Origin of the sequence: Chryseobacterium sp. MFBS3-17, assembly GCF_020687745.1 — a bacterium.
Classification (GTDB): Bacteria; Bacteroidota; Bacteroidia; order Flavobacteriales; family Weeksellaceae; genus Marnyiella.
Map to the genome: position 1 here is coordinate 168,895 of NZ_JAJEWK010000009.1, position 12,693 is coordinate 181,587.

Here is a 12,693-nt window from a genome sequence, read left to right on the forward strand (position 1 = left end):
TTTTGCTCAGTTTTTACAAAATGAACGGAAATGAGCAAAGCTGTTTTCACCATCGTATTCCTGATCATCTCTAACGCGTTTATGACCCTGGCATGGTACGGACATTTAAAATTTGAAGAAATGGGCTGGCTCAAGAAATCGGGCATCTTCACCATCATCATGCTCAGCTGGGGTCTCGCTTTGTTCGAATATCTGTTTCAGGTCCCGGCAAACCGCATCGGTTTTGACGGAAACGGCGGGCCATTCAGTCTGTTTCAGCTCAAGGTCCTTCAGGAAGTAATCACTCTGGTCGTATTTGTAATCTTTGCAGTACTGTTTTTCAAAAATGTAAAATTGGGCATGAACCACCTGTATGCCGCTGTCTGCCTCATTATGGCGGTATTTTTTGTGTTTAAAAAATAATCACCGGCTGATGCTGATGATGCGCTTCACCACATCAGCGTCATAGCCCCGTGTTCGGATGAGCCCGGGAGCGGTGATTTCTTCCATGGAGTAAGTGTTTTTGCGGCTCAGCTGTTTCCGGAATTTTTCCGGCGAAATCTTTTTACCGTTCAGCAGATAAATGGTGGCCTCTTCCTGCTGCTGTATGGCACGGTTGATGTGGAACATCTGGTCATATTCACCATAAGATTTATGATCCGCAACTATGGCAGTGCGCTCTTTACCGGTCACTGTTTTGCCGGTACTGCAGGATACTGCCATCAGAAGTATAAGAAAGAGAATGGGTTTCATAAGAATGTAATTGATCATCCGTTCCTGATTCAAATATACAAAAAAACACGCCCGAAAGCGTGTTCTTTTTGGTATGAAGCTGAGTTTTATTTTTCAAGAATGCGCTTCACAGCTTCCTGTACAGCGGCAGCATCAATCTTGTACTTCTTCATCAGTTCTGCAGGAGTAGCAGATTCCCCGAAGGTGTCATTTACCGCTACAAATTCCTGTCTGGTAGGTCTTTTTCTGGCCAGAAGTCCAGCTACCGATTCTCCCAGTCCGCCCAGATAGTTGTGCTCTTCTGCCGTCACAATCTTACCGGTTTTTTCTACGGATTTCAGAATGATTTCCTCATCCAGCGGTTTGATGGTGTGTATGTTGATCACTTCACATGAAATGCCCTCTTTGGCAAGTTCTTCTGCAGCCACCAGTGATTCCCATACCAGGTGTCCGGTGGCTACAATGGTCACATCTGTTCCTTCCTGCAGCAGAATTCCTTTGCCAATTTCAAACGGCATATCCTCCGGTATAAAATTGGGAACTACCGGTCTTCCGAAACGCAGATATACAGGTCCTTCAAAATCCGCAATCGCTAGGGTTGCTGCTTTGGTCTGGTTGTAATCACACGGATTGATGACCGTCATTCCCGGCAGCATTTTCATCATTCCGATATCTTCCAGTACCTGGTGTGTGGCTCCGTCTTCACCCAGGGTAAGGCCGGCATGGGAAGCACATATTTTTACATTTTTTCCCGAGTACGCAATGCTCTGGCGAATCTGATCGTACACCCGGGATGTGGAAAAGTTAGCAAATGTTCCGGTAAACGGAATTTTTCCGTTAATGGTGAGGCCTGCCGCAATGCCCATCATATTGGCTTCGGCAATTCCAACCTGGATGAAGCGTTCCGGTGCTTTTTCGATGAATTTTTCCATCTTCAGGGAACCGATGAGGTCTGCGCAAAGGGCAACCACATTGGGGTTTTTATCTGCCAGCTCTGCCAGTCCGGCTCCGAAACCCGACCGGGTATCTTTTTTATCTATAATTTGATATTTCATAATGTAATTTGAAAGGTGAATGTTTATAAGTCTTCAGCAGCCCGACCTGAGTGGAGCTCTTTTCTTTTTTTTCTGAAAAAAGAAAAAGCGGGAACGGAGGGCGGAAACAGCTGCCCAAAAAAAATTAGTAATCTTCCGGAGCTTCCAGATAAAGTTGCTTAATGCCCAATGTAAGCTGCTCATCATTTGGCGCTTTTCCGTGCCATGCGTGAGTGCCCATCATATAGTCCACACCCTGACCCATTTCTGTATGCAGAATAATCACGATTGGTTTTCCGTTTCCGGATTCTGCTTTGGCTCTTTCCAGAATAGAAATCACCGCTTCCAGATCATTGCCATTCTTCTCATTCATTACATGCCATCCGAAAGCCTCCAGCTTGGCGTGCAGGTTGCCCAGACTCAGCACATCATCCACATCACCGTCTATCTGGCGGTTGTTATAGTCTATGGTCGCAATCAGATTATCCACTTTATTGTGCGCGGCAAACATGAGTGCTTCCCAGATCTGGCCTTCCTGAAGTTCGCCGTCTCCGTGCAGGGTGTACACCAGGCTCTGGTCGCCGTCCATTTTTTTGGCCAGTGCAGCACCGATGGCTACAGACAATCCTTGTCCCAGGGAACCGGAGGCAATGCGTACGCCCGGCAGTCCTTCGTGGGTGGTAGGGTGACCCTGTAATCTGGAATCCAGCTTTCTGAAGGTAGCCAGTTCAGACACCGGGAAAAATCCGGATCTGGCCAGGGTAGAGTAGAAAACCGGTGAAATATGTCCGTTTGAAAGGAAGAAAAGATCTTCATTTTTTCCCTCCATGGTGAAGGGCAGACTGTAGTTCATGACCCTGCCGTACAGCGCAGCGAAGTACTCTGTACAGCCCAGACTGCCGCCCGGATGGCCGGAGTTTACCGCGTGAACCATCCGGAGAATGTCTCTTCTGATTTGTGTTGTAAGAGATTTCAGCTCTTCAATACTTTTACTCATTTTATTGGATTTATTTGCGCGCAAAATTACAAATTTTTGACGGGTTAGGGAAACTTCAGCGGGTCAAGTTCAAAACCGTTTCCGGCTTTTGTTGTTTCGGGAATCACCGGCCATGCCAATACCCCACGTGACTGGGGAACTGGCTTTATGTACTGCAGGCGGCAGATCGGCTTGTCCTGAGAGCAAAAGACATCAGGGAAAACTCAGGAACTTTGCATGCTCCGGACTTCCATTCACGGTAAACCGGATGGGAAATGCCGTAAATCTAAATGATTGTGGCGATTATTTTTTGCGGATCAGCCACAGTCCGAGGAAAGTGAGCATGCCGTTGATGATCAGCAACTCCAGACCAATCTGGAATTCCCCGAAAATCGCCGACTGATATTTGTCTATGAAATAGGAAATCACCGGTGCAGCAATACACACGTAAGGAACCAGATGGTCTTTTACCCGGAATTTTGTGAAAATACCGAATGCAAACAGTCCCAGCAGTGGTCCGTAGGTGAATCCTGCCAGTTTCAGAATCAGTCCGATCATGGAATTGTCATTGATGATTTTAAAGATAATCACCATGACCAAAAAGGCAAAAGCGACTACCAGATGCACTCTTTTTCTGAATTTTTCCTGCTCTTTCTGCGAAATGTTTTTATCCTTCAGTCCGAAAATATCAATACAAAGCGAAGAAGTAAGCGCTGTCATCGCACCATCGGCACTGGGAAACAGCGCAGAAATAAGGGCGATGATGAATATAATGGAAATAAACGGCGGCATGTGATTCAAGGCAATATCCGGGAAAAGCTGGTCGCCGGCGCTGGTTACGTGCTCTGTATTCCCATACAGGTGCAGCAATCCGCCCATGAAAAGGAAAAGAGAAATCACCCCTACCAGAATAAAGCCCAGGGTCACCATGTTTTTCTGAGAGTCTTTCAGTTTGGTTACGGACAGGGATTTCTGCATCATTTCCTGATCTATTCCCGTCATGGTAATCGTGATAAAGGCTCCTGCCAGAATCTGCTTAAAGAAGAATGCCTTGCTGTTTACATCAGTATTAAACACCTCTGTATATCCCAGGCGGTTCATCTCCTGCAGACTTTCCATAAAGCCCAGATCCAGATGATTCAGCATATATGCGGAGCAGATAATAAGACCCAGCAGCATACACGTGGTTTGCAGCGTGTCTGTCCATACGATGGTTTTCACCCCGCCTTCATAGGTATAGAGGATGATCATGGCCAGAATAACCAGCGTGGTCACAATGAACGGAACGCCCAGACTGTCCAGTATAGAAATTTGTAAAATATTGACTACCAGGTATAATCTTGCGGTGGCTCCTACCAGCCGGGACACAATAAAAATCCACGCACCGGATTTATAGGACAGCCGGCCCATGCGGTGCTGCAGGTATCCGTAGATAGAGGTGAGCTTCAGCCGGTAATAGAGCGGAAGCAACACATAGGCAATGACCACATACCCGATGAGGTAGCCTATGGTAATCTGAAGGTAATGAAACGCATCATGCCCCACCGCTCCGGGTACAGATACAAAAGTAACCCCCGAAAGTGAGGTTCCAATCATCCCGAAAGCCACCAGCATCCAGTTGGATTTCCGGTTTCCAATGAAGAAACTGTCGTTGTTACTGCCTTTTCCGGTTTGGTACGCTACCCATAATAAAAGTCCAAAATAGGCGATAATAATACACAACAGCACAATCGGGTTCATAGAATTCAGATTTTAATTGCCACAAATATAGTTTTTTTGTTTTTTATTGGGGCGCCTTTTTCCGCCTACCACTCCCGCTTTTTTTTCAGGCGTTTTTCGGGTTTTCCGTTCCGACCCACGGCTTTAGCCGTGGGCAGACACCATTCCGGAGGATTTTGCAGATCCGTGCATACACGCTGCTGCCGCATGTAAAAAAGAGCTCCGTTCAAGTCGGGGCGCAACAGCCTGTAGTTTTCAGATAGCCCACGGTTTCAACCGTGGGCTGTCTGAAAAACATCTGTAAATAATTACCGGCCTACAGAACATCCTGAAGATCTGCGTTTCTCTGAATCGTCGCTTTGGCATACGGACAGAGGGGAATCACCTTGACGCCTTTTTTGCGGGCAAATTCCACTCCCGCAATGACCAACTGCTTGGCAAGACCTTTTCCGCCGAATGCTTCGTCTACTTCCGTATGGTCTATAATGAATTTATCTTCTCCTGCCCAGGTATAGGTCATCTCGCCGGCTCGTTTACCGTCATAATAAATCTCGAAAATACCGTTTTTGTCGTTGTTGCTGTGTTTTATTTCTGTCATAATCTGAATGTGTAAAAATAATGAATAGGATGAAAGCGGACATTTGCCTTGAAAATAAATTAGGGAAAGCCGCCGGCTGTCTAAATAAAAAGTGGAAGGCAGCCGCCTTCCACTCCGTATTCAATATTAAGATCTTCTGGGTGCCCACCGGTCATATGGGGTCATGTCAAATGCATTGACTTCTTCCATGCTCAGTCCCAGTGCTGCTGCAACACCGGCGCCATATTCCGGATCCGCTTTGTAGCAGTTTCTGATGTGGCGGATCTGGATGAATTTATCGGCTCCGCCAACTTGTGCTGCTGTATTTTTAAACAGTACATCAGCTTTACCGTCTGCTTTGATGATCCGGAACAAATCTCCCGGCTGGGTGAAGTAATCTTCATCATCATCGCGGAAATTGTGGGCGTAGGCAGTGCCGCTCAGTTCCAGAGGTGGTTCTTTGGTTTCAGGTTGTTCCTGCCATTCGCCAAAACTGTTGGGTTCATAATGTTTGGCAGCACCATAATTACCGTCTACCCGCATGGCTCCGTCTCTGTGGAAGGCATGGTACGGACATCTCGGCTTGTTTACAGGAATCTGGAAATGGTTTACTCCCAGTCTGTAACGTTGTGCATCTCCGTAAGAGAACAGACGTCCCTGAAGCATTTTGTCGGGCGAAAAGCCAATTCCCGGAACGATATTCGTTGGGTTAAATGCAGCCTGCTCTACATCAGCAAAATAATTTTCAGGATTTTTATTCAACTCAAATTCCCCTACAGGTATCAGCGGGAAGTCTTTCTTAGACCATACTTTTGTTAAATCAAACGGATGGAAACGATAGGTTTTGGCCTGCTCTTCGGTCATGATTTGTATAAAGAGTTTCCATTTTGGGAAATTTCCCTGTTCTATATTATCAAACAGATCCCGTTGTGCAGATTCTCTGTCCATACCGATGATTCTGGCTGCTTCTTCGTCAGAAAGGTTTTCAATTCCCTGCTGGGTTCTGAAGTGGAATTTCACCCAGTGTCTTACATTATCTTTGTTGATGAAAGAGTAGGTGTGACTTCCGAAACCGTGCATGTGTCTGTACCCGTTCGGGATTCCACGGTCACTCATCACAATCGTTACCTGGTGCAGAGATTCCGGCAGCAGCGTCCAGAAATCCCAGTTGTTATTGGCACTTCTCATATTCGTTTTCGGGTCTCTTTTCACGGCGTGATTCAGATCCGGAAATTTCATGGGATCGCGGAAAAAGAATACCGGTGTATTGTTTCCTACCAGATCCCAGATGCCTTCGTCTGTGTAAAATTTCAATGCAAATCCGCGGATGTCTCTTTCCGCATCTGCTGCGCCACGCTCACCGGCTACGGTAGAAAAACGGGCAAACATCTCTGTTTGCTTTCCGATTTCACTGAAAATATTGGCCTTGGTGTATTGAGTAATGTCATGGGTTACGGTAAATGTACCGAAAGCTCCCGACCCTTTGGCGTGCATCCGGCGCTCCGGAATTACCTCGCGGTCAAAATTGGCCATCTTTTCCAAAAACCAGAAATCCTGCATCAGCAGCGGGCCTCTGGGTCCTGCGGTTTGCACATTTTGATTGTCCGGAACCGGTGCTCCGGTATGTCTTGTTAGTTTTTGCTTGTCTTCCATAAATAGTCAAATTTTAATGAAATAAAGTTAAGCAATATTTCGTCACGAAGTTATTTATATTATCTAAAACGGTCATATTGTTATTTGGAAAAGATAAAGGAAAGCACTGTCAATCCAGAGATCAGGCAATCAAGTTTCATTTTGTTCGTAATCAGATTTTTCCATGCTGCCAGAATTATATGATCCGCCCGATGCAGGGGGTCCATTAAATTCAGAACAATGATTCTCCGGCCCGGATTTCTGATTTTCCTGCTGCTCTTCAGACTTGTTCACGGGTGCGTCTCCCGGAAATTATACCGGAAGTCAGGTACAGTTCAAGTATTCTGATCGGGTGTCTTTTAGGAAAGCCTGGATTTTCGTACGGCTTCGGGCAGCGGTACATATTCTTCATCATCTCCGGGAACAAGCGGAAAAGCGTCGTGGTTTTGCTGATGCCAGTTCATTTTGGCTTGTTCAATGATTTCTTTGTCAGAATTTACGAAATTCCAGAAAATAAACCGCTCCTCATCAAACGGCTCCCCTCCGAAAAGATATACAGAAGTATTGGCTCCGATTTCAAATTCGCAGAGCGTAGCCTCTTTGGCAACCAGCAGTTGTTTTCCGCCAAAAGTATGTCCTTCTATGGAAACCGTTCCATCCAGTACATACATGGCCACTTCCCCGAAAAGATCTTTTCCGATATTGATTTTCTGCGCAGTTTTACTCTTGATTTCCAGAAAAAACAGTGGCGAATACACCGGTACCGGTGATTTTCTGCCGCTCAGTTGTCCGGCTATGAGTTTATAATCCACATCACCGTCTGTCCATACGGGAATGTCTGTGGCTTCGGTGTGATGAAAGGTAGGTTCACTCTGTTCCAGGTCTTTAGGCAAAGCCACCCAGATCTGAAAACCATGAAGGTTTTTATCAGTGCTCCTCAAATACTCCGGTGTCCTTTCAGAATGGACCACACCTTTGCCGGCCGTCATCCAGTTCACAGCAGCCGGCTGAATTTCGATGTCATTGCCCAGACTGTCTTTGTGCTGTATGGCTCCCTCGAAGAGATAGGTGAGGGTAGAGAGCCCGATATGCGGATGTGGAGCCACATCCAGATTCTGATAATCCCGGAGGGCCGCCGGACCCATATGGTCTATGAATACAAAAGGTCCTACCGCTCTTTTCTCACGGAACGGAAGTAGCCTCCCGACTAAAAAATTACCGATATCTGCCGCTTTTTCTTCTATGATGAGTCCGATGTTTGACATGGCTTCTGATTTTTTGTTTGGTTAAATTTAGCTTTTTAAGTCGGGATACCCAAGCGTTTTTTTACAGCCGGAATCACCCGGGTAGCAAATAGCCCGATGGATTTCAGGTTCAGCGTGTGTGGTGTAGTTCCCAAACTGGCCTGCGCCAGGAATCGGGTGTATCCGAACAACTGGTGCTGGTACACGAGTTTATCTGCCACCTGCTCCGGGCTGCCTACCAGCAGTGAACCTTCGGGACTTGCCATGAAATCAAACTGCTGCCGGGTCATGGGTTGCCAGCCGCGGCTTTTGCCTACGCGATCCATCATCTGAGCATAATGCGGGAAAAATTCTTCTGCGGCCTGCTCAGGTGTTTCGGCTACATACATGTGGTTATTGACGCCTACTTGCAAATCTTCGGGTTGTACACCGCTGTCCAAAGCGGTTTTTTTATAAAGGTCAACGAAAGGAACAAATTGTCGTGGCATCCCGCCGATGATGGCCAGCATCAGCGGCAGATGAAGTTTCGCCGCCCGCACTGCAGAGGCAGGTGTTCCGCCGGCGGCCAGCCATACCGGTATTTTTCCGTTCAATGCCCGTGGGTACACGCCCAGATTATGAATCGGTGCCCGCAGGTTTCCGCTCCAGGTCACTTTTTCTGAGTTGTTGATTTTTAACAGCAGATCCAGTTTTTCGTCAAATAATTCGTTATAATCATCCAGATTGTAGCCAAAGAGCGGGAAGGATTCTATAAAGGAACCCCGGCCGGCCATGATTTCTGCCCGGCCTCCGGAAATAGCATCTACCGTGGCAAACTGCTGATATACCCGTACCGGATCTTCAGAACTGAGCACGGTTACCGCAGTAGAGAGTTTAATATTTTTGGTAATGGCTGCTGCAGCGCCCAAAACCGTAGTAGGGGCAGATACAGCATAGTCCGGGCGGTGATGCTCGCCCACGCCGAATACATCAATTCCGAGTTCATCGGCAAGTTTTATTTCTTCCAGTAACTCCTGAATCCGCTGGTGGGCATGAACGCCTTTGCGGGGATCTGTTTCGGGAGCCATATCGGCAAATGTCATTAAGCCAAATTCTATTTTTTTCATAATCTTAAGGTTGTGATGGGTTGGTGATGTTAAATAAACGCAGCAATCCTGCAGGATTGCTGCTGTGCCGGTTATTCCAGATAACCAAATTTTCCGGTATTGAAATCCTGAAAAGCCTGCATGATTTCCTCCCGGCTGTTCATGACAAACGGCCCGTGCGGATAGATGGGTTCGTTCAGTGGTTCACCGCTCAGTATCAGTATGATGGAATCTTCTGACGCTTCAATGCTGAAGTTTTTACCTTCGTTTTCAAACAAAGCCAGGTGGTCGGTGGGCACTTTCGCGGTGTCATTTACGGTAATGCTTCCTTCTATGACCAGTGCAACGGTGTTATAGTGTGCAGGAAAGCTGAATTCGGCTTTGCCGCCGTTCTTCAGTTTGGCATTCATCATATGTACCGGTGTGAAAGTGGATGCTGGGCCCTGGTGTCCTTTATACGAACCAGCAATGACTTCCACCATTCCGTTTTGGCCAAGATCCACGCGAGACATTTCAGCATTTTTTATCGCCTGATATTTCGGCGGGCTCATCTTGTCTTTTGCGGGCAGGTTTACCCAGAGTTGAACCATCTGAAATATACCACCCTTGCGGGCCCATTCGGTTTCGTGGAATTCTTTGTGCAGAATTCCTCCTGCAGCAGTCATCCATTGTACATCTCCTTCACCGATGACGCCTCCGCCCCCGGCACTGTCATTATGTTCCACACGGCCTTTATAGGCTATGGTCACGGTTTCAAAACCGCGGTGCGGATGTGCACCAACGCCCCGTGGGGTATCTGTGGCTCCAAAGTGAAACTTGGAATTATAATCGAGGACAAGAAACGGATCCATTCGTTTCATGTCCAGCCGGAATGCCCTCGGAATGAAGTTGTGCACCCGGAACCCGTCGCCTACAAAATGTGGCTCTTTCGGGGATACTACGATTTCTATTTTTTTTGTTGACATATTACATTGTTTTTAGATGAGTAATCATCTGATTTGATGTGACAAAGGTAGGACTGTTGGTCCTGAAAAACATTGATGTATGTTAACTCCAGTTCATGAAAACTGATTGCTCCGGAATATTAACAGAACAGTTGTGTTTGAGATTTCGGGCATAAAAAAACCTGCCGGCCGGCAGGTTTTGAGTTTAGTATTTCTTTTCGCGGTGTTCTACATCCGTCCACGGCCCGCCGTCTTTTTTATAACGTACAAAGATAAAATCTTCAAAGTTTTCTGTTTTGTACACAATATTATTATTGCCTACCTGGAAAGCCGTAATGTAATGGTAATTCACATCGCTTGGTACTTTTTTGTCACCCATAGATGCACTTTCAGGATAGAAGTCTGGGAATGTGTAACCTGGCAGAATCGTTTTCAGTTCTTCATAGAAAACCGGGTTTTTCTTTTCATCCGGAATGATGTTTACAATTTTGTATTCATTGTCATGAACCCAAAGGTATTGCAGTTTTCGCTCGCTGGTCTGTGTATTGTCTGATGTGAAAGCATACAGTCTTTTCGGAATCAGTGTTTTGATGCTTTCCGGCTTTACGTGAGCGTGGTATTTTTCATTTTGAGGATCTACATAGGTGTCCAGATTCAGCGCCAGTACAGGGTTGGTCCAGTCCTTATTTTTGAAATACTGATCCAGGGACAACTCGGCATCTGCTCTGTATTTTTTATTTTCTTCGGTGAGGGACTTGGTTGGAATTTGCGGATAGATTTCTTTCACAAACGAATACAGTACTCTCGGTTTTATGCCATCCAGATGCGGGAATTTGGTAAGTTCCTCTGTTTTGGTAAGCCAAAAATACTGTTGGTAATAATCCTCTTTAGCTTTTGATTTTACACTTTTATAAGAAACACCCAACTTTCTGGAATTCAGTACAGATTCAAACTTGTTCTGAGCGATTGCAAAGTTCGAGGCAAGATATAGAGTGCAAAGTAAAAGTAATTTTCTTCTCATTTTTATATGAATTTTTTATCAATGTTCAAATATAGTTATTTATTGGATATTTTAAGTGTGCAAATGTTAAATTTGAAATTTAAATTTTTGACCGGTTAGTGTTTCAGATGTAGGGTTCAGCATTCGGAATGTGGATCTGCAGTAATAATTTCTGGTTTTTGGTTTAGTTGATCTTGATGATTTTCAATGGGTTCTGATGCTTTTCAGATGAATTTTCAAATACCGTTTTTGGGTCAGTTGCCAATGCACCATTCCTCTTCGCAGGGAGTATTTTGTTAATTTTCTGTAGTAGACTAAATGGATTCGTGATGGAAAAGTCTCCTTATCTATTCCCGTTCAGAGTTCAGATTTCATATTGTCGCCATCCCGGATATGTAATCTGCGAAATACGAATCCTGAGAGAATGGTGAGCACTCCCATTGCATAAAATGTGTACCGGAATGCCTGATGACTGTTTTCATGCGGGAGCAAAGTGGTATTTTCAAAAAACTTCAGCACAATAAGACCCACTGCAATTCCGAATCCAATGGCGAGCTGCTGGTTCACGGAGATGAGTGAATTGCCGCTGCTGGTATGGCTGTTGCGCAAATCTGCAATGGAAATGGTATTCATAGACGTAAACTGAATGGAATTAAAGAATCCCATTACGGCAATAATCGGAATGTACCAGTAAATGGACGTCTGTAAAGTGGGAATTCCCAGGCAGAATATTAAAATTCCAATAATGAAGGTATTGGTCATGAGGGTTCGCCGGTAACCAAAACGATTCAGTATTCTGATTACAGAAGACTTTCCGAACATAGCGGTCAGTGCCATCGGCGCTACAATCCAACCCGAAACCACCGCTGTTTCCCCATAGGCAATCTGAATCATCAGGGGTAAAAGCAGGGGGACAGAACTGATGCCCAGCCGGGTGGCAAGATTTCCCAGAACGCCTACACGGAATGTACGCACCTGAAATAAATTCAGCGGAAAAATAGGATTTCGGGTTTTTCTGGCGTGGCGGTAATAGTAAAAGATCATCAGAAAACCCAAAGTGAAGATCAGCAAGATGTAAGTAGTATGGGATGAAGTTCCTAATAACTCAAGAGATATGGAAAGCAAAAGTGATGCAGAGGCAAAAATGAGAAATCCTTTCAGATCAAATTCTTCTGCTTCTGCCTTGTAATTCGGCATATATTTTAACCCCAAGAATATACCCAGCAAACCAATCGGAATATTAATGAGGAAAATCCAGTGCCAGGAAAAATAATCTACCATATAGCCACCCACAAGGGGGCCCAGTACAGGACCGATGAGTGCCGGGACAATCGCATAATTCATGGCTTGCAGTAATTCGTTTTTCTGAAAGGTTTTCATGAGTGCCAGTTTGCCTACCGGTATCATAAGACTACCGCCTACACCTTGTACTACCCTGGAAATTACAAGCTGTGTGAGGTTTTGGGACATCGCACAGAAAAGAGAACCGACACTGAAAATAATTAAGGAAAATATGAAAATATTCCGCGTCCCGAATTTATCTGCCAGAAACCCGCTTACCGGCATGAAAAGCGCCAGAGTCAGTACATAACTGATGATGGCATTCTGCATATTGAGTGGTGACTCCTGCAAATCTTTTGCGATAGACGGCAGCGAAGTGTTCAGAATGGTAGAGTCCAGCATCTGCATAAAAATAGCAGTTGCAAGGATGAAAGGTAAGTACTTCTTTACCGGAGTAGTGGCTCTGGAAAATTCAGGCATGACGCAAAAT

The 12,693-nt window shown here is 45.6% G+C and carries 12 protein-coding genes; 1 reads left to right on the forward strand and 11 read right to left on the reverse strand.

Annotated elements, in window-relative coordinates:
• The first annotated feature begins 30 nt into the window (after positions 1–30).
• Positions 31–402 (forward strand): DMT family protein, encoded by a 372-nt coding sequence (locus tag LKO26_RS07365; protein WP_227587208.1) that lies wholly within the window; start codon positions 31–33, stop codon positions 400–402.
• Here the strand turns inward: LKO26_RS07365 and LKO26_RS07370 are convergent, their stop codons facing one another.
• From LKO26_RS07370 to LKO26_RS07420, 11 genes are all read right to left on the reverse strand, one after another.
• On the reverse strand, positions 403–732 hold the full coding sequence (locus tag LKO26_RS07370) for a hypothetical protein (protein ID WP_227587209.1): 330 nt from the start codon (positions 730–732) through the stop codon (positions 403–405).
• Between the two features lie 86 nt (positions 733–818).
• Positions 819–1,766 carry a transketolase family protein gene (locus LKO26_RS07375; RefSeq protein ID WP_227587210.1) on the reverse strand — a complete coding sequence of 316 codons (948 nt, stop codon included), beginning with the start codon at positions 1,764–1,766 and terminating at the stop codon, positions 819–821.
• 124 nt (positions 1,767–1,890) lie between these two features.
• Positions 1,891–2,742 carry a transketolase gene (locus tag LKO26_RS07380; RefSeq protein ID WP_227587211.1) on the reverse strand — a complete coding sequence of 284 codons (852 nt, stop codon included), beginning with the start codon at positions 2,740–2,742 and terminating at the stop codon, positions 1,891–1,893.
• A gap of 282 nt (positions 2,743–3,024) precedes the next feature.
• Positions 3,025–4,461 carry a sodium:solute symporter gene (locus LKO26_RS07385; protein WP_227587212.1) on the reverse strand — a complete coding sequence of 479 codons (1,437 nt, stop codon included), beginning with the start codon at positions 4,459–4,461 and terminating at the stop codon, positions 3,025–3,027.
• 295 nt (positions 4,462–4,756) lie between these two features.
• Positions 4,757–5,038, reverse strand: coding sequence for a GNAT family N-acetyltransferase (locus tag LKO26_RS07390; protein ID WP_227587213.1), 282 nt, complete (start codon positions 5,036–5,038; stop codon positions 4,757–4,759).
• 126 nt (positions 5,039–5,164) lie between these two features.
• Positions 5,165–6,670, reverse strand: coding sequence for a catalase (locus LKO26_RS07395; protein ID WP_227587214.1), 1,506 nt, complete (start codon positions 6,668–6,670; stop codon positions 5,165–5,167).
• A 338-nt stretch (positions 6,671–7,008) separates the two neighbouring features.
• Positions 7,009–7,914 carry a pirin family protein gene (locus LKO26_RS07400; RefSeq protein WP_227587215.1) on the reverse strand — a complete coding sequence of 302 codons (906 nt, stop codon included), beginning with the start codon at positions 7,912–7,914 and terminating at the stop codon, positions 7,009–7,011.
• 35 nt (positions 7,915–7,949) lie between these two features.
• Positions 7,950–8,999, reverse strand: coding sequence for an LLM class flavin-dependent oxidoreductase (locus tag LKO26_RS07405; protein WP_227587216.1), 1,050 nt, complete (start codon positions 8,997–8,999; stop codon positions 7,950–7,952).
• A 71-nt stretch (positions 9,000–9,070) separates the two neighbouring features.
• Positions 9,071–9,943 carry a pirin family protein gene (locus LKO26_RS07410; RefSeq protein WP_227587217.1) on the reverse strand — a complete coding sequence of 291 codons (873 nt, stop codon included), beginning with the start codon at positions 9,941–9,943 and terminating at the stop codon, positions 9,071–9,073.
• 184 nt (positions 9,944–10,127) lie between these two features.
• A complete protein-coding gene (locus tag LKO26_RS07415) occupies positions 10,128–10,943 on the reverse strand; it encodes a hypothetical protein (RefSeq protein ID WP_227587218.1) in 816 nt (271 codons plus the stop codon).
• Positions 10,944–11,279: 336 nt separating this feature from the next.
• Positions 11,280–12,683 (reverse strand): MFS transporter, encoded by a 1,404-nt coding sequence (locus LKO26_RS07420; RefSeq protein ID WP_227587219.1) that lies wholly within the window; start codon positions 12,681–12,683, stop codon positions 11,280–11,282.
• Positions 12,684–12,693 lie beyond the last annotated feature (10 nt).